19 protein-coding genes are annotated in these 17,003 nt (G+C 63.2%); 11 read left to right on the top strand and 8 right to left on the bottom strand.

Annotated features, from left to right (window positions below; genetic code table 11):
- Positions 1-95 precede the first annotated feature (95 nt).
- Together NKH22_RS16455 and NKH22_RS16450 are read right to left on the bottom strand one after the other, a co-directional pair.
- Positions 96-1,100 (bottom strand): cytochrome d ubiquinol oxidase subunit II, encoded by a 1,005-nt coding sequence (locus tag NKH22_RS16455; RefSeq protein ID WP_352910118.1) that lies wholly within the window; start codon positions 1,098-1,100, stop codon positions 96-98.
- Between the two features lie 109 nt (positions 1,101-1,209).
- Complete coding sequence (locus NKH22_RS16450) at positions 1,210-2,571, bottom strand: cytochrome ubiquinol oxidase subunit I (RefSeq protein WP_352910116.1); 1,362 nt, start codon at positions 2,569-2,571, stop codon at positions 1,210-1,212.
- A 269-nt stretch (positions 2,572-2,840) separates the two neighbouring features.
- On the opposite strand from NKH22_RS16450, the gene NKH22_RS16445 reads away from it, so the two are divergent.
- Together NKH22_RS16445 and NKH22_RS16440 are read left to right on the top strand one after the other, a co-directional pair.
- Positions 2,841-3,767 carry an ABC transporter ATP-binding protein gene (locus NKH22_RS16445; protein ID WP_023741353.1) on the top strand — a complete coding sequence of 309 codons (927 nt, stop codon included), beginning with the start codon at positions 2,841-2,843 and terminating at the stop codon, positions 3,765-3,767.
- Positions 3,764-4,525, top strand: a complete 762-nt coding sequence (locus NKH22_RS16440; RefSeq protein ID WP_023681263.1) for an ABC transporter permease — start codon at positions 3,764-3,766, stop codon at positions 4,523-4,525. Before NKH22_RS16445 ends, NKH22_RS16440 begins: the two co-directional genes overlap by 4 nt.
- A 33-nt stretch (positions 4,526-4,558) precedes the next feature.
- Here the strand turns inward: NKH22_RS16440 and NKH22_RS16435 are convergent, their stop codons facing one another.
- On the bottom strand, positions 4,559-5,590 hold the full coding sequence (locus NKH22_RS16435; protein ID WP_352910114.1) for a phosphatidylglycerol lysyltransferase domain-containing protein: 1,032 nt from the start codon (positions 5,588-5,590) through the stop codon (positions 4,559-4,561).
- A gap of 133 nt (positions 5,591-5,723) precedes the next feature.
- On the opposite strand from NKH22_RS16435, the gene NKH22_RS16430 reads away from it, so the two are divergent.
- The 3 genes from NKH22_RS16430 (at position 5,724) to NKH22_RS16420 (ending at position 8,321) form a co-directional block, all read left to right on the top strand.
- Positions 5,724-6,926 (top strand): flavin-containing monooxygenase, encoded by a 1,203-nt coding sequence (locus NKH22_RS16430; protein ID WP_352910111.1) that lies wholly within the window; start codon positions 5,724-5,726, stop codon positions 6,924-6,926.
- 232 nt (positions 6,927-7,158) lie between these two features.
- The gene (locus NKH22_RS16425) at positions 7,159-7,644 is read left to right on the top strand and encodes a MarR family winged helix-turn-helix transcriptional regulator (protein WP_023819283.1); all 486 of its coding nucleotides are present in this window, start codon (positions 7,159-7,161) and stop codon (positions 7,642-7,644) included.
- A complete protein-coding gene (locus tag NKH22_RS16420; RefSeq protein WP_023726768.1) occupies positions 7,641-8,321 on the top strand; it encodes a GNAT family N-acetyltransferase in 681 nt (226 codons plus the stop codon). Before NKH22_RS16425 ends, NKH22_RS16420 begins: the two co-directional genes overlap by 4 nt.
- A 118-nt stretch (positions 8,322-8,439) precedes the next feature.
- Here NKH22_RS16420 and NKH22_RS16415 read toward each other — a convergent pair whose 3' ends face one another.
- The gene (locus NKH22_RS16415; protein WP_023673272.1) at positions 8,440-8,664 is read right to left on the bottom strand and encodes a hypothetical protein; all 225 of its coding nucleotides are present in this window, start codon (positions 8,662-8,664) and stop codon (positions 8,440-8,442) included.
- Positions 8,665-8,904: 240 nt separating this feature from the next.
- On the opposite strand from NKH22_RS16415, the gene NKH22_RS16410 reads away from it, so the two are divergent.
- Positions 8,905-9,246 carry a hypothetical protein gene (locus NKH22_RS16410; RefSeq protein WP_023819282.1) on the top strand — a complete coding sequence of 114 codons (342 nt, stop codon included), beginning with the start codon at positions 8,905-8,907 and terminating at the stop codon, positions 9,244-9,246.
- 4 nt (positions 9,247-9,250) lie between these two features.
- On the top strand, positions 9,251-9,961 hold the full coding sequence (locus NKH22_RS16405; RefSeq protein WP_023692974.1) for a phosphatase PAP2 family protein: 711 nt from the start codon (positions 9,251-9,253) through the stop codon (positions 9,959-9,961).
- 16 nt (positions 9,962-9,977) lie between these two features.
- On the opposite strand, the gene NKH22_RS16400 is transcribed toward NKH22_RS16405, so the two are convergent.
- Entirely contained in the window at positions 9,978-10,169 is a 192-nt protein-coding gene (locus tag NKH22_RS16400; protein WP_155923589.1) for a hypothetical protein, read from the bottom strand.
- A gap of 79 nt (positions 10,170-10,248) precedes the next feature.
- Between NKH22_RS16400 and NKH22_RS16395 the strand changes: the two genes are divergently transcribed.
- Both NKH22_RS16395 and NKH22_RS16390 read left to right on the top strand, forming a co-directional pair.
- Positions 10,249-10,518: a helix-turn-helix domain-containing protein gene (locus NKH22_RS16395; RefSeq protein ID WP_023673276.1), complete on the top strand. Its 270-nt coding sequence runs from the start codon at positions 10,249-10,251 to the stop codon at positions 10,516-10,518.
- Positions 10,519-10,597: 79 nt separating this feature from the next.
- Positions 10,598-12,319 carry a SulP family inorganic anion transporter gene (locus NKH22_RS16390; RefSeq protein WP_352804751.1) on the top strand — a complete coding sequence of 574 codons (1,722 nt, stop codon included), beginning with the start codon at positions 10,598-10,600 and terminating at the stop codon, positions 12,317-12,319.
- A gap of 18 nt (positions 12,320-12,337) precedes the next feature.
- On the opposite strand, the gene NKH22_RS16385 is transcribed toward NKH22_RS16390, so the two are convergent.
- Complete coding sequence (locus NKH22_RS16385) at positions 12,338-13,195, bottom strand: NHL repeat-containing protein (RefSeq protein WP_352910106.1); 858 nt, start codon at positions 13,193-13,195, stop codon at positions 12,338-12,340.
- Positions 13,196-13,310: 115 nt separating this feature from the next.
- Here NKH22_RS16385 and NKH22_RS16380 point away from each other — a divergent pair, with 115 nt between their 5' ends.
- Positions 13,311-14,111 (top strand): helix-turn-helix domain-containing protein, encoded by an 801-nt coding sequence (locus tag NKH22_RS16380; RefSeq protein ID WP_023710374.1) that lies wholly within the window; start codon positions 13,311-13,313, stop codon positions 14,109-14,111.
- A 116-nt stretch (positions 14,112-14,227) separates the two neighbouring features.
- On the top strand, positions 14,228-15,604 hold the full coding sequence (locus NKH22_RS16375; RefSeq protein WP_023687510.1) for an adenylate/guanylate cyclase domain-containing protein: 1,377 nt from the start codon (positions 14,228-14,230) through the stop codon (positions 15,602-15,604).
- 242 nt (positions 15,605-15,846) lie between these two features.
- Here NKH22_RS16375 and NKH22_RS16370 read toward each other — a convergent pair whose 3' ends face one another.
- Both NKH22_RS16370 and NKH22_RS16365 read right to left on the bottom strand, forming a co-directional pair.
- A complete protein-coding gene (locus tag NKH22_RS16370; RefSeq protein ID WP_245260597.1) occupies positions 15,847-16,038 on the bottom strand; it encodes a hypothetical protein in 192 nt (63 codons plus the stop codon).
- A gap of 64 nt (positions 16,039-16,102) precedes the next feature.
- Complete coding sequence (locus NKH22_RS16365; RefSeq protein WP_031198321.1) at positions 16,103-16,930, bottom strand: oxidoreductase; 828 nt, start codon at positions 16,928-16,930, stop codon at positions 16,103-16,105.
- Positions 16,931-17,003 lie beyond the last annotated feature (73 nt).

The raw sequence follows: 17,003 nt of genomic DNA, 5'->3' as shown, positions 1-17,003 counted from the left end.
GACCTCCTGCGGCAGAAGAAGGTTAGCGCTCCACGCGCGGCGACCCCCTCTGGCCTGCCGGCCATCTCCCCCTCAAGGGGGGAGATCAGCTCCCCTCAATCATACGTCAGATCCGTCGCCTTCCCGCCGAACACCCGATACGCATAGAACGAATAGAAGATGATCACCGGCAACACGACGACCGTGCCGGCGAGGATGATGGCCAGGCTTTCCGTCGCCGACGCCGCCTGCCAGATGGTCAGCCTGTCGGGCACCACGAAAGGATAGAACGACCAGGCAAGCCCGGCAAAGCCGAGCGCGAAGATGGCGGCGAGCGTCAGGAACGGCCGCAACGCGTGGCGATCGTCGGGCTTGGGCAGGTGGAAGGTCTGCCGCCACAGCCACAGGAACAGCAGCGCCGACAAGATCGGCAGCGGCGACAGATAGAGCATTTCGGGCCAGACGAACCATTTGGCGAAGATGCGCGGACTGGCGAATGGGGTCGCCAGCGACACCGCCGCCATGCCGAGCGCGGTCAGCACCAGGGCTGTCCGCAGCCATTCCACCGCCTTCCTCTGCAATTCGCCCTCGGTCTTGTAGATGACCCAGGCAGCGCCCATCGCTGCATAGGCCGCCGACAGGCAGAGCGCCACCAGCGCCCCGAAAGCGATGCCGCCAAAGCCGACATCGAGGCCAAGCACATAGACGCCGAGCATATAGCCTTGCGCCAGCGAGGCGATGACGGAACCGAGGAAGAAAATGCGGTTCCAGCGATGCTTCTTGCCGGCGGGCACCTTGGCGCGGAAATCGAAGGCGACGCCGCGCAGGATGAGGCCGACCAAAAGTACGAAGACCGGAATGTATAGCGCGGTGAGGATGACGCCATGCGCCAGCGGAAAGGCGACCAGGAGCAGGCCGACGGCCAGCACCAGCCAGGTCTCGTTGGCGTCCCAGAAAGGGCCTATTGCCGCGATCATGGTGTCCTGCTCGGCATCTTCGGCGACCGAGAACAGGATGCCGATGCCGAGATCGAAACCGTCGAGAATGACGTAGATCAGGATGGCGAGGCCCATCAGGCCGGCGAAGATCAGGGGCAGCGCGGTTGGCCAGTCGAAGGTCATCGGTCTGTCATCCCTCTCATCAACGGTTCTGCCCTTCGCTATGGCTCCGGGGCGTTCGTCATTCGAAGAGCCAAATCGTTGGCTTTTCGTCCGCTACGCGGACCATTCCTCACTCCGCTGCGGCCGGTTGCGACATCGCCGTCTTCATGACGCCCGGCAGCGGCGAGGTGTCGCCGTCCTTGGCCGCCTTCAGCGCCAGGTGCACCAGCACGCCGAGATAGGCGATCAACAGCAGCACATAGAGGATGAGATAGATGGCGAGCGTCAGCGCGACATGGCTGCCGGCGACCAGGCCGATAGCGTCGGCGGTTTTCAGCACGCCGGTGACCAGCCAGGGCTGGCGGCCGATTTCGGTGGTGTACCAGCCGGCCAGCGTCGCCAGCCAGCCGGAGAGCGCCATCGGCACCATCAGCATGGCCAGCGGCCTCGGCAGGCTGTGGCGGCGCTTGAGGAAGAAGGTCGCCGACCACGAGACGATGAGCATCAAAATGCCGGTGCCGACCATGATGCGGAAGCCCCAGAACACCGGGAAGACCGGCGGATGCAGGCCGGGATAGTCGTTGAGCCCCGGCACGATACCGCTGGTGGAATGGCGCAGCACCAGGCTGGCGCCGTCGGGAATGGCGATCTCGAATTTGTTTTCCTTCGCCGCCTCGTCGGGCAGCGCAAACAGCACCAGCGGCACGTTGGGGCCGGTGTTCCAGTTCGCCTCCATGGCGGCGATCTTCTGCGGCTGGTGCTCCAGCGTGTTCAGCCCGTGCTGGTCGCCGGCGAAGATCTGGATCGGGATTAGGATGGCGGCGGTGAAGACGCCGGTGCGCAGCGCCTTCCACATCGATTCCGACCGGTCGCCGGTGAGATAGCGCAGCGCCGACAGGCCGGCGATCAGGAACGACACCGTCAGGCCGGAGGCAAGCAGCATATGCGTCAGACGGTAGGGCATGGACGGGTTGAAGACGATCGCCCACCAGTCGACGGGATGCGCCTTGCCATCGATCATCTCGAAGCCGGCCGGCGTCTGCATCCAGGAGTTCAGCGCAATGATCCAGAAGGCCGACAGCGTGGTGCCGCCGGCGACCAATACCGTCGCCAGCGTGTGGACGCGGTTGGAGACGCGGCGGAACCCGAACAGCATGATGCCGAGGAAGGCCGCTTCGAGGAAGAAGGCGGTGAGGATCTCGTAGGCAAGCAGCGGCCCGGCGATGTTGCCGACCTTTTCCATATAGCCCGGCCAGTTGGTGCCGAACTGGAAGCTCATGGTGACGCCCGAGACCACGCCCATGGCGAAGGACAGCGCGAACACCTTCACCCAGGTGAAATAAGCGCGCATCCAGGCGGAATCGCCGGTGGCGTTGTAGCGGAGCTTGAAGAACAGCAGCACCCAGCCAAGCGCAATCGTGATGGTCGGAAACAGGATGTGGAACGAGATATTCGCCCCGAACTGCATTCGCGACAGGATGAGCGGGTCCATGCGGGCTCCGGCTGCTGTTTGTTGGCGAGAATAGGCGGCGGATGCGGTCCGGTCAAAGCGGCTTGTCGTCACGCGGGGCGCGTTGTCGCAGCAGATCGTATCAAACCGTCAGCGCCTCGACACCCCCATGACGAAACGGCAAAAGGGGAACGTTTGTCCACAATTGTCAGCAGCGGCATTGACTTCCGAGCCTGCGCACCGACATTCAGCGCAATAATAATCCCCGCCTCTTTCAAACAGTCGTTTTCGGCCTCATGTCTTCCACGAATTTGCCTTCCATCATTTCGATTGCCGGGGTCACCAAGACCTACGCCACCGGCTTCAAGGCGCTGAAGGAAATCAACCTCGACATCGAACGCGGCGAGATTTTCGCGCTGCTGGGGCCGAACGGCGCCGGCAAGACGACGCTGATCTCGATCGTCTGCGGCATCGTCAACCGTTCGTCGGGAACGGTGACCGTCGACAGCCATGATATCAACCGAGACTACCGCGCGGCGCGCAGCCTGATCGGGCTGGTGCCGCAGGAGCTGACCATCGATGCGTTCGAGAGCGTCTGGGCAACCGTCACCTACAGCCGCGGCCTGTTTGGCAAGGCGCCCAATCCGGGCTTCGTCGAAAAGGTGCTGCGCGACCTGTCGTTATGGGACAAGAAGGACGCCAAGGCGATCACGCTGTCGGGCGGCATGAAGCGGCGGCTGATGATTGCAAAGGCGCTCTCGCATGAGCCGCGCATCCTGTTCCTCGACGAACCCACGGCCGGCGTCGACGTCGAACTGCGCCAGGACATGTGGGCGATGGTGCGACAGCTGCGCGACGACGGCGTCACCATCATCCTCACCACGCACTATATCGAAGAGGCCGAGGCGATGGCCGACCGTGTCGGCGTCATCAACCGCGGCGAGATCATCCTGGTCGAGGGCAAGGCCGAACTGATGCGCAAGCTCGGCCGCAAGCGCCTGATCGTGGAATTGCGCAACCCGCTCCCCGCCATTCCCGATGCATTTTCGCACTACGCGTTGGAGCTGTCGGGCGATGGCACACAGCTGACCTACACCTATGACAATCAGAGCGAACGCCCCGGCGTCGCATCGCTGCTGCGCGAACTCGAGACGGCCGGCATCCAGTTCCGCGACATGGACACGCAAAACAGCTCGCTCGAGGAGATCTTCGTCAATCTGTTGAGGCAAGAGCCATGAATTGGCGAGCAGTATGGGCGATCTACCGGGTCGAGATGGCGCGTGCGTTCCGCACCGTGCTGCAGAGCATCGTCTCGCCCGTGATCTCGACATCGCTTTATTTCGTCGTCTTCGGCTCGGCCATCGGCTCGCGCATCACCGAGATCGACGGCATCAGCTACGGCGCCTTCATCGTGCCGGGGCTGATCATGCTCTCACTGTTGACGCAGTCGATCTCCAACGCCTCCTTTGCCATCTATTTCCCGAAATTCGTCGGCTCCATCTACGAGCTCTTGTCGGCGCCGGTGTCGTATCTGGAGATCGTCATCGCCTATGTCGGCGGCGCCGCGACCAAGTCGATCATCCTCGGCCTGATCATCCTGGCGACGGCCTCGCTGTTCGTGCCGCTCACCATCCAGCATCCGTTCTGGATGCTGGCCTTCCTTGTCTTGACGGCGGTGACCTTCAGCTTGTTCGGCTTCATCATCGGCATCTGGGCGAAAAGCTTCGAGCAATTGCAGCTGGTCCCGCTGTTGATCATCACGCCGCTGACCTTCCTCGGCGGCAGCTTCTATTCGATCAACATGCTGCCCGAGACCTGGCGCACGGTGACGCTGTTCAACCCGGTCGTCTACCTGATCAGCGGTTTCCGCTGGAGCTTTTACGGCAAGTCCGATGTCTCGGTCGCCGTCAGCCTGGGCATGACGATGGTGTTCCTCGCCATCTGCATCGCCATCGTCGCCTGGATCTTCCGCACCGGCTACCGGCTGCGCAACTGACCCTGCCGCTCTAAAGCGCGTCGCGTTTTCTTGCTAGATCGCCTTGATGAGGCGCAGCAACCCCAGCATCTCGATCAGCCTGCCTTGGCGGAAGGCGATGTAGGTCGGTTCCTCGATGCCGTGGAAGCGGCGCTTGAACGCCGCCTGGCCCTTGAGGTTGAACTTGCTGCGGTTGACCCAGGGCGACTCATAGGCCCGCTCGAAGGCGTTGCGCCAGAAGCTCGATTCGGCAAAGCCGTTGGCTCCGACGTCGAGCATCGGCGACAGGCCGAGCGTGACGACAGAAATGCCCTCATTGCGAAACCGGTCGACGGCGAATTTGGTCAGCCCGATTTCGGCATGCGGCGAGGCATCGATGTGCTTGCGCTTGAACGAGGTGGTGTAGCCGATCACCTTGCCGCCACTGAACATCGGATCGAAATCGAGCAGGGCGACGAGCTCGCCTTCCGGGCTGTAGAGCACGAAACGGCGCATATCGATGCCGAGATGATCGGCAAAGGGGCGGTTGAGGAACGCCATCTCCCAGCGCTTGACGATGCGGTCTGCCCGCCAGTTCTGCGACAGGCGCTGGACCTCGTCGAGATAGACCGCTCCTTCGCCAAAGGAAAACCCCTTCTTCAAGAGCCAGCGTTCGGAATAGCGCACGGTTTCGTTGCGCTTGCCGGAAAAATCGTGAGCCGGCAGTTCCAGCCGCGTGTCGACGCCGAGACGGTTGACCTGGTAGCCGAGCCCGGCCAGCACGCGCGCCGTCGGTTCGCCGATCTGCACGAACCACGGGCTGTCGGCGGCTTCGACAAAGCGCCTGATATAGTCGGGCCGATCGGCCGGATGGGCCACCGGGTCACCGAGCGCGAAATGGTGCTTCATCTTGGTGCCGAAGGCGATGTAGCCGTCGGCGTCGCCGAAATAGGAGAGTTTTTGCTGCACGGCGGTCGAATAGGCCAGCGAGAAGTCGCCGTGGCGGCGGACAAGCGCCAGCCGCTCGACATGCGAAAAATCCTGGCGCGGCACCTTGGCTGCGGCGCCCTCCAGCAGTTTGTCGAGAAAGATACGCAAGGAGGGCATGGTCGAGCTTCCGCGTGCCGATGATAAACAGAGGCTTGCCCCCAAGGCCTCGAATCAGTCGCATTGACGCGACCTCATTATCGATCATATCGCCCCTGTGCCATATGGGACGTGCCATATAGGACGGGTCCCCATGGCGCACCTGAAAGGAAATCTCGACCGAATGGCGGCTACGACAAGCGAAACGATGCCTATCGTACCCGGGCCGAAAGGCTCAGGCGAGGCGGTGATCGTCATCGGCGCCGGAGCGGCGGGACTGGCCGCCGCCGCCGCGCTTGACCGGCTCGGCGTGGCGGCCGTCTTGCTCGAAAAGGAGCCGCGGATCGCCGAACCGTGGCGACGGCGGCACGAGAAGCTGACCCTAAACACGCATCGCGCGCTGTCGACCCTGCCCGGCCTTGCCTATCCGCCCCGCACCGCCGCCTTTCCGAACAAGGATGCCATCGTCGGTTATCTCGAGGATTTTGCCCGCGCGCGCGGCATAAGGGTCGAATTCGGCACCGCCGTCGAGCGGATCGAACGCAGAGGCAATGGCTGGCTCGTCCATACGGGCCGGGAAACGCTGAGCGCCCGCAATGTCATCGTCGCCACCGGCCGCGACCGCTTGCCATGGACGCCGGACTGGCAAGGCAAGGCGACTTTCACCGGCAAACTTGTCCACGCCGCCGATTTCGGCACAGCGCAGGACTATGTGGGCAAAAGCGTGCTGGTGGTCGGGGCCGGAAATTCCGGCTTCGACGTGCTCAACCACCTCGCCCGTGCCGACACAAAGGCCATCTGCTTGTCAGCCAGGCAGGGTCCGTCGCTGATGCCGAAACGGATCGGCAAGGTCGCCGTGGCGCGCTTCGGCGGTTTCATGGCGATGCTGCCGACGTGGATTGCCGATGCCGCGATTGCCGCGACGCAGCGGCTGGTGTTCGGCGACCTCACCCGCTTCGGCCTGCCGCCGGCGCCGAAGGGCGGCGCCAGCCGGCTCGGCGTCGAGCAGATCGCTATTGCCGTTGACGACGGCGCCGTCGCAGCGCTGAAGGCCGGACGGATTTCGGTGGTGGCGCCGGTGGCGGCTTTCGAAGGCGCCGGCGTGCGGCTGAACGACGGCACGGTGCTCGAGCCGGATGTAGTGATCGCGGCAACCGGCTATCGCACCGGCCTGGAGGCCATGCTGGGCGATCTCGGCGTGCTCGACGCCAAGGGCGTGCCGAAGGCCAATGGCGGCACCCCGAGCGGCCAGCCCGGCCTGTGGTTCATCGGCATGCGGCCAAGCCTGACCAGCTATTTTCACAGCGCCGGACTGCAGGCCGAAGCGATTGCCCGTCAGATCGCCAGGGAGTTGTAGACGCTTCGGTGCGCTTGGTCCGACACATCTGCATGGCGGGATCGTATATTTTGGCGGTTAGCCGAAGCGCCCTGTCCCTTCGTCATTCTCGGGTCTTCGCGACGCCGCTGCGCGGCTGCTTCGCCCGTGGGATGACGAAGCTGAGAGCTTGCGGCCAATCTCCCAACGCAGGCGCTTGAATCCACTTCATGTCTTGTTATATAAGATGTTATCAAAATCGGACAAACCGACCATGGAAGACATCATTCGATCCCTTGGCTATCTAACCCTCGGCAGCAGGCTGAAGCGCATCGGCGAGCAGTTGCAGGCCGATACGCAGCGCATGCTCAATGGGCTGGAGGTGCCGGTGCAGTCCAGCCAGTATCCTCTGCTGGCCGCGCTCGACCGGCTTGGGCCGCTGCCTGTCGGCGAACTGGCGCAGTCAATGGGGATCACCCAGCCGGGGGTGACGCGCAGCGTGGCGCTGCTGGCCGAACTGGGGCTGGTCGAGGCCGCGCCATCGAACGACGACCAGCGCCGCAGGATGATCTCGCTGACCGCGAACGGCCAGCGCCTGGTCGATGTGGCGAAGCGGGACGTTTGGCCGCGCATCGAGAACGCCGTTGCCGACTTGTGCAAAGGCCTTGCGGGGCCGCTTCTCGAACAACTCTCGGCAATAGAGGACGGCCTGGCGGCGGCCCCACTCGACCGTCGTGTGAAACAGGATGTCGCGCCATGAGCCATGTCCTCGATCGTCCGGTCTGGAGCGCGCTCGACACGCGGCATCGGATCTTTGCGTATGGCGACAGGCTCGCCAGGCGCTATCCCTCCTCGATCGTCCCCTTCGCGGCTTCCGGGGCAGACGACGCTGAGAGCCTGCAGGCGCTCGCAAGCCTCATTCCTGCAGGTGAGAGCGTGTTCATGCTCCAGGCGGACCCCATTGCCCTGCCGCCGGAACTGACCGCGACCGTGACCGCCTTCGGCGTTCAGATGGTTGCCGAGGCGCCATTGCCTTCCGTGTCGGACGAGCGTGTGCAGCAGCTGACGCAGGACGACGCGGCCGAGATGCTTGCTTTGGCGTCACTGACCAAGCCCGGCCCGTTCACCCTCAAGGCGCTGAGCCTCGGCGAGTTCTGGGGCGTGAAGATCGACGGCCGGCTGGCGGCGATGGCCGGCGAGCGCATGAAGCAGCCCGGCTACAGCGAACTCAGCGGCGTCTGCTCGCATCCCGAATTTCGCGGCAGCGGCCTCGGCCGGCTGCTGTCGGTGTTCGTGGCCAACCGAATTTTTGCGCGCGGCGAAGTTCCCTACCTGCATGCCTATGCCAGCAATGCCGGCGCGGTCCGGTTGTACGAGTCCATCGGCTTCAGGCTGAGGGCAGAGATGAATGTGGCCGTCGTGCAGCGCGCCGGCTAGAGCGTTTCACCGTTTCACGGAAACGGCGAACCGCTCCTAGGCCTTTATTTTTACGCAATTCCGGACGGAAAACCGCTTCACACTTTTCCTGGAATTGCTCCAGGCCGCCTTGCGGGCCTCAGGCTGATTTCGGCTCCAACCGGCGGAAACCCACGGTTTCCATAAGCATATCTTCCTCGACCATCCCGGCATTGTGCAGCGCAAGCAGGTTCAGCGCGATCTCCCGCGCCTCCGCCGAATCGGGATGCACGTCGCGCCTGCGGCAGGCTTCGTCGAACACGCGTTGCAGCCTGGCGATGTCGTCGGGTTTCAGCAGGCCACGGTCATAGACGGACTTTGGCATGGCACTCTCCTCCAGAAGAGGTAGGGCGCCATGTTTAAATGTCCATTCTTTTCCGGGGCTTGGGTGGGCAGCTGCCTGGGTTTGCGTTAATCCGGCCCGAGCGTTGCAATCAGACCGCGATCGTGCTGCCATTCATTCAGCCACCTCTCGTCATCGTCGGGCCTGTCTCGCCGCAGTCTGCTTGACGTGTCGGCGCGCTTGCGAAACAAGGGCTGCCACAAACGACAGCGAGGCACAAAAGTGAGTTTCTGGGGACTGGCGCAGATCGTCGTTTCGACGGTGATCTTCCTGCTGGCGGCAATCGCGGCCAAGCAATGGGGGCTGGCGCCAAGCCTTGGCAAGATCGTGCTGACACTGGCGCTCTATACGGCGGGCAATCTGATGATGCTGCGGCTGGTTCGTGAGTTCGGCATGTCGGTGTCGTTCAGCCTGTCGGCGGTGATCCAACTGGTGGCGGTCAATGTGGTGGCGCTGGTGTTCTTCGGCGAACGCGTCAATGCCTTGCAGGCGACCGGCATCGTGCTGGCCATCGCGGCGGTGGTGCTGATCTCGCTCGGGCCTTACCTGCAGGGGCGACTGTAATCCGATGAAGACCCCGCGTGCGTTCACCAACTGGCTTGAATTTCCGGTGCTGCTGGCTGGGCTGGTGATAGCCGCCGGGCTGTGGGGCTTCGAGGAACTGATGGAGGTGGCGAGGGCCACCACGCCGCACGCTTTCGATACAGAGATCCTGCTCGCTTTCCGAAAAGTGGGTCAGCCGGATGTTCCCGTCGGCCCGGCATGGCTGGAAGGCGCGATGCGGGACATCACCAGCCTCGGCAGCTCCAGCGTGCTGGTGCTGATCGTAACGGCGGTGATCGTCTACCTCCTGCTGATCCGCAGGCCGAGGACGGCGCTGCTGATCTTTGTCGCGGTGGCCGGCGGGCAGCTGCTGTCGACCTTGCTCAAGGCCGGCATCGACCGGCCGCGCCCCGATCTTGTCTCGCACCTGGCCAACGAGACGTCGCTGTCGTTTCCCAGCGGCCACGCCATGCTGTCGGCGGTGACCTATCTCACGCTGGGCTCGCTGGCAGCGCGCTTCCTGCCGGGACGAACGACGAAAATCTATGTCCTCAGCCTGGCGGTGCTGATAACGCTGCTGGTCGGCGTCAGCCGCGTCTATCTCGGCGTCCACTGGCCTTCCGACGTGCTGGCGGGATGGTGCGCCGGCTTCACCTGGGCGACGCTGTGCTGGCTGGCGGCGCGAATGCTGCAGCGGAACAAGGCGGTGGCCGATGGCAACGAGCCCGAAGACTGACGATCCGGAGCGACATTCAAATCAGCCGGTTGATCAGCCCGTGTCCGCAGCCTGCCAGCAGAAAAACCGCCGACAGCAAGGCTGCCGAAGTCGTCAAGGTCCTGAAAATCTTCAACTGATATTTCCCCGCCAGTAAGAGCCAAGGCGGTAGCGTAGCATGCTCATCCCGTATCCCGCCATCCGGCTTTGTGGAGAGATCATGTTTCATGTATGCTTTATGATGGTTGAAACATCACTATGATTGTATTACACGTCGTCTCCGCAGACTCAGACGGGGGTTCCGACCGATGATCACTGCCGCGCAGATGCGCGCCGCGAGGGCGCTGGCCGGCATCGATCAGAAGACGCTCGCCGAGCGTGCCGGCGTTTCGCTTCCGACAATCCAGCGCATGGAAGCGAGTGACGGCGTGGTCAGGGGTGTGGTCGATACGCTGATGAAGGTTATCCAGGCTCTCGACGAGGCCGGGGTGGAGCTCATCGGCGAGAACCAGACCAGCGAGCGCGGCGGCCGGGGCGTGCGCCTCAAGCCGGTCGCGCCGCCGAACCCGCAAGGCTGAGCCGGCATATAGTCGCGACGGCGACCGCCGACAGTCCTGCCGACGATCCCGCCGCCTTCACGCAAGCGGAAGGCAGTCCATGGATCAGATCCGGCGGGCAGTGCATCAACCGGCCCAGAAGTCGGCAAAGCCGACATTTTCAGAGCTGTTCACGCCCAAGCTGGTGACGGTCTGGCGCGAAGGTTACCGCCTGCCGCAGTTCAAGGCCGACTTCATGGCCGGGCTGACCGTCGCTATTGTCGCGTTGCCGCTGTCGATGGCGATTGCGATTGCTTCGGGCGTGACGCCGGAGCGCGGCCTGTTCACGGCCATTGTCGGCGGCTTCATCGTCTCGGCGCTCGGCGGCAGCCGCTTCCAGATCGGCGGCCCGGCCGGCGCCTTCATCGTGCTGGTGGCGGCGACGGTGCAGCGCGAAGGCGTCGACGGACTGCTGCTGGCGACGATGATGGCCGGCATCTTCCTGCTCGCCATCGGCTATCTCCGGCTCGGAACCTATATCAAATTCATCCCTTACCCGGTGACGGTCGGCTTCACCGCCGGCATCGCAGTCATCATCTTCTCCGGCCAGATCGTCGAACTGTTCGGGCTGAGGCTTGCCGGGCCGGAGCCCGGGCCGCTGCTGCCGAAGCTGATGGCGATCGGCCACGCGGCCGGCACGCTCAATATCTCGGCAACGCTGGTGGCGGCGCTGACCATCGCCACCATCGTCGGGGTGAAGCGCTGGCGGCCCGGCTGGCCGGGCATGCTGATCGCCGTCGGACTGGCCTCCCTTGTCGTGGCGCTGCTTTCGCTGCCGGCGGAAACGATCGGCACCCGCTATGGCGGCATTCCGGGCAGCCTGCCGTTGCCGGCACTGCCGGCACTCAACCTCGACAAGGCGCTTGCGGTGCTGCCGGATGCGGTGGCTTTTGCGCTGCTCGGCGCCATCGAATCGCTGCTCTCGGCCGTGGTCGCCGATGGCATGACCGGGCGGCGTCACCGTTCCAATTGCGAACTGGTGGCGCAAGGCTTTGCCAACATCGCGTCTGCCCTGTTCGGCGGCATCTGCACCACCGGCACCATCGCCCGCACCGCCACCAATGTGCGGGCCGGCGCGCATGGGCCGGTTTCCGGCATGCTGCATTCGCTTTTTCTGCTGGTCTTCATGCTGGTGGCCGCACCGCTGGCCAGCTACATCCCGCTTGCCGCCCTTGCCGGGGTGCTGGCGGTTGTCTGCTGGAACATGTTCGAGAAGCAGGCCTTCGCCACGTTGCTGCGCGCTTCGCGCGGCGACGCCCTGGTGCTGATGGCAACCTTCCTGATCGTCGTCTTCCGCGATCTCACCGAAGGCATCGTCGTCGGCTTCGCGCTAGGCTCGATCCTGTTCATCGACCGTATGGCCAAGTCGATCGCCGTGGAGGCGGATTTGCCGCTGGTGCAGGACGATGTCGCCGACAGCAGCGGCCGCGCCTACGATGCAAGCGAGGCAAGCGACGCCGACACCGTCGTCTATCGCATCTCCGGCGCCTTCTTCTTCGGCGCCGCCTCTACTGTCGGCACGGTGCTCGACCGCATCGCCGACCAGCGCAAGAACTTCATCCTCGATTGTTCGGCGGTGCCCTTCTTCGATTCCACCGCGGCCAATGTCATCGAGGGCGCGGCGCACAAGGCGAAACGCGCAGGGGTGCGTTTCATCATCGCCGGTGCCTCGCCGCAGACACGGCGCATGCTGATCAACCACGGCGTCAAGCGCCCGCTGGTGACCTTTGCCGCTTCGATCAAGGATGCGCGGGCGCAACTCAAAGCCGCGCCCGTTGGCTGAGCCGGCAAGTGTGCGCCGTCAGTCCAGGCTCAGCACCGCGATCTCGCCCTCGTTCATCAGCGGCACGAAAATCCGCGTGCCGTCTGTGCCGATATCGGCGCTGCCCGGCTTGAACTGCTCTACAGCCTCCGGCGCCTCGCCGACTTTGTACCGATAGAGCGTGTCGGTCATGAAGGCGGTGGCGTAGATGCTGTCGCCGGTGGCGACGACGCCATCGAGGTCGGCAAAGTTTTGTGCGCCAGGCAGCGGCGTCACGGCTTTCGTCGCGAGATCGACCGACAGCAGGCCCCCGGGCGCGGCAGTGCTGAAGTCCGGTTTGATGCCCTTGCCCCAGGACGCCACGATCAGCCGATCGCGATCGGCAAAGATGCCGTTGGGCGCGGCGAGCTTCGCATCCTTCACGAACAGTTCCGGCTTGTCGCCGTCAATGCGGTAGATCGCATCGGCCAGCATGTCGGTGACATAAACCTTGCCCGAACTGTCCGATGTCACGTCGTTGAGGAAAACGGCGCCGGGCACATCGATGGTCGAGATGAGCTTGCCGCTGGCGAGATCGACGATGCGCACCTTGGTGATATCGGCGACGTAGAGCTTGCCGCCGGAGATCGCCGAGCCTTTTGGTGCATCCATGCCGTCGGTCCAGTGCTGGCTAATGATCTTGCCGTCCAGCGACAGCACCGAGAGATAGCCGTTGCCGTCGGCCTCCCCAGGATTGCCGACGATGTTGGAGACGATGATGCGACTGTTGGCGGCGTCGAACAGCGCCGATTCCGGTTGCTCGAAGCCCGAGGCGCGCCAGAGTTCGGCGGCCTCGGCCGCAGGCACGAGCGCGATAGCGAAGGCGGCGAGACAAATAGAGGGGATGAGGGTTTTCATGGCCAGGTCTCCTGTGATGGATGGCGGAGAGGTAGGAGTTTCGATACTTTTCCGGAAGGAAGATTCGAGCTAGTATCGGAAACCGATACGAAATGGCGCAAAAGAGGTGCATTCCATGAACGGCTTGATTTTCGAGGCGCTGAAGCGGACGCTGAAGGCCAAGGGCGTCACCTATCGTGAGCTTGCCGGGCGGATGGGCGTTTCCGAGCCGACGGTGAAGCGCATCTTCCACGAGCGCAACTGCAAGCTCGACCGTCTCATCGGGATCTGCGCTGCCGCCGGCGTCGAGCTGGAAAACGTGCTGGGGTCGATGAACCGGGGGCCGGGACCGGTCAATCGCATCGCGCCGGAGATCGAGCGCAAGCTCGCGGGACGGCCGGCGCTGCTGTTCATCTTCGTCATGCTGTCGGAGAAGTTCACGCCCGAAGGCGTCATGCGCTCGCAAGGCTTGAGCGAAGCGTCGATGTTCCTTTATCTGCGCGATCTCGAAGCGCTCGGCCTGATCGCATTGGGCGGCGGGCTGTCGGCACGGCTGCTGGTCGACACACCGATCCAGTGGAATTTCGAAGGGCCGCTCAGGCCGCTGTTCGAGATGACAAACAAGAATTTCATCGGCTGGGCGATCACCCATCTGGAGCGGGAAGCGACCTTCGTCTCTTTCTCCAGGCGGATGCGGCCGGAGACGGCGGAGATGGTGAAGCGCGAGGCGGAGGAACTGGCCGAGCGCGCCAAACTGCTCGCCCATCACGACCAGCACACGACGCCGGAAGACGGGCTGACCGGCTACAAATGGACGTTTGCTTTTGGCGCAACCCCGTTTCCGGCGATCATGCCGATCGGCCCGCACCCCAGGGATGCCGGTGCGTCCGACCGGCCCACCGCTCCGGCAAAGGGACGCCGTCCGTTGCCGGCTTGACGCGCCAGCCGCGTTTCAAAAACGAAACCATGATAGAGTTCGCGCGCTGATTTGCCTGACTGTACGGGGCGGGTTTGCCGAATGCGTGACCGTCCCCGCAAAATCGAAGTGATCCTATGCCGACCGCGCCAACACTTGAACTTCGCCGCTATTCGCGCCTGAAAAATTTGCGGGAGCGCGCAGAACGCCAGGGTGCTGCATTGCAGTTCTGGGCGCGCACGGCATCGCTCGCCGTGATCTCCTGCTTCTTTTCATTGATCAGCCGCTGGGATGCCTCGCTGCTCTTCGTGCTGGCGGGCCTCGCGCTGTTCCAACTCGTCGGCCTGATCCAGTTTCGCTTTGCGCGCCGTCGCAACGCGCCATGGTGGATCGGTTACCTCGTCGGTACGCTGGACATCATTCTGTTGACCGTTCTGCTGGTAACGCCCAACCCGTTTTCCCTCGAGGTCGCGCCGGCCGCGATGCAACTGCGCGAGGGCAGCTTCAAATTCCTGCTGATTTTCGTATGCCTTGGCGCGCTGACCCTTTCGACACGATTGGCGCTCTATCTCGGCGCGCTCGCGGCCTTGACGTGGACGATCGGGGTGGGATGGGTGGTTTTTCATGCGGGAACCGTCATTCCGGCAACGAACCTCTATTCGCTGCCGATGACAGAGCGACTGAATCTCTATCTCAACCCCAATTTCGTCGATACGTTCGCGCAGGCGACCAATGTGTTGGTTGTCCTGATTATCGGCGCGATCATGGCGCTGGTCGTCTCCCGTTCCCGGCATCTGTCGGAAGACTATGTCAAGGCGGAGCGCGCCCGCGCCAATCTCGCCCGGCATTTTTCGCCCAATGTCGTCGACCAGCTCGCCTCGGATGACGAGCCCTTCGGTCCGGTCCGCCGGCAGGATATCGCGGTGCTGTTCGCCGACATCGTCGGCTTCACACACTATTCCGAGGATCATCCGGCCGAAGCAGTGTTCGAACTACTGCGTCAGTTCCACCGTCGCATGGAGCAGGTCGTTTTCGACCACCATGGCACCGTCGACAACTATATCGGCGATTGCATCATGGCGACCTTCGGGGTTCCGCAAGCCAGCCATGACGACGCAACCCGGGCCATCCGGTGCGCTGAAGCGATGATCGCCGCTATCGAAGACTGGAATGTCCAGCGTGTGTCCAGGGGATATCCGCCGCTGGACGTTCGGATCGGTGCACAATATGGCGCCGTCGTCCTCGGCGCGGTCGGCAGCGAGCGCAACCTGTCCTTCGCGGTGGTGGGCGACACCGTCAACGTCGCCAGCCGTTTGCAGGCGCTCTGCCGGGAGCTTCAGGCGAATATTTGCTTTGGGTCACGACTGATTGAGGCCGCGAAGGCGGAATCGCTCGGGACACAGCTGAATGCGCGCGATCATGGACCGGTTAGCATCCGCGGCCGGGACGAACCGGTCCATGTCTGGGTCGAACACAGGGCCGAAAACCAGGGCGCCATCGCGGTTTCGGCGTGATGCCGGCCGCCATGTGAAATGCCTGCACCTCGGCAGGATGGACGCCAGAAACCTCGACTGGATCGCGCCCGCCAGCGTGCGCAAAGCTGGCCCGTTCGAGAGCGACTTTCGCTGCCGCATCGATGCGGTTTGGTCGAAATGGTTTGCCGTGCGTTTTCAAATGCAGCATCGGATGGTGTTCGTAGTGCCCGGCGCCATTCTTCACGATCGGGTCCTCCGAGGTGATCGCCTCTATGTCCAGATCATCGGCAATCCGATAGAGCGACACCCCATAACCGCCAGCCGGGTCCGGGGCCGTGCGCGACGATAAGCCTCTTTTCAAGCAGGTCATCCAGGAATGCTCCGTGCTGCTTCATCCACTCTTCCTCATCGGTGGTCATCGTTGCCAGAAAGTCGGAACGCGGCGGAATATATTTGCACAAATAGGACTTCATTCGTCGCTCCTCGGCGAAAGGAGGCTCGCCTGCCGGACTGGCCTGGCGATGCCTTGATTTTAGATCAATCGGCCACGCCCATCTGCTTGCGGAAGCTCTTGTCGAACATGTTTTCGGGCACGAAGCGCCGCATGAAGCGAAGACGGCCTGCCGTTTTGCCAGGCGTATAGCGCATGCTCGGCGTCTTTTCGGTGGCTGCTTGTACCACTTTGTCGGCCACGGCTTCCACCGGATCGCCGCTCGCGATTCTGTTGCGCCAGGTCGAATTCATGGCTGAGCGCCCCTGTTCGTAGACGCCGGAAACCCGGTCAGGCTGTTCGGCGTTCTCTTCCAGTCCGGTGCGGGTGAAGGCGGGCTCGACAAGGGAAACCCTGATGCCGAACGTTCGAAGTTCGTGATCGAGCGACTCGGAATATCCTTCGACTGCGTGTTTGGTGGCGGTGTAGAGGGCGGTGAATGGCCCCGGCAGGAAACCGGACACCGAACTGATGTTGATGATCCGGCCCTCGCCCTGTCTGCGCATGATGGGCAGCACTTCATTGGTCATGCGAACGATGCCGAAGACATTTATGTCGAACAGGCTTTGGGCTTGAGCGACCGATGATTCCTCGGCGCCGCCGATCAGGCTGCGGCCCGCATTGTTTACCAGTACGTCGATCCGGCCGGCGAGGGCGACAACTTGCTTGATGGCGTCTCTGACGGACCCATCATCGGTGACGTCGCAAGGGACCATGTGAATGCCCTGACGCACTTCGTTGGGCGCAGCTCGGCGGCTGGTGCCGAACACGCGATACCCCGCCCGGATGAGCGCAAGTCCGGCCGCATGCCCGATGCCACCCGAAGCGCCGGTGATCAGCGCGATCTTCTCGGCGCGCGACTGAACTTGTGTCATCTCAACTTTCCTGCCTAATGATTATGATCGTAATCATTGGGTGATAATGACCGCCGCAATCATTGTCAAGCGC

Source organism: Mesorhizobium sp. M1252, from assembly GCF_040318265.1.
GTDB lineage: Bacteria > Pseudomonadota > Alphaproteobacteria > Rhizobiales > Rhizobiaceae > Mesorhizobium.
This window is presented reverse-complemented; position numbering and strand designations above follow the sequence as displayed.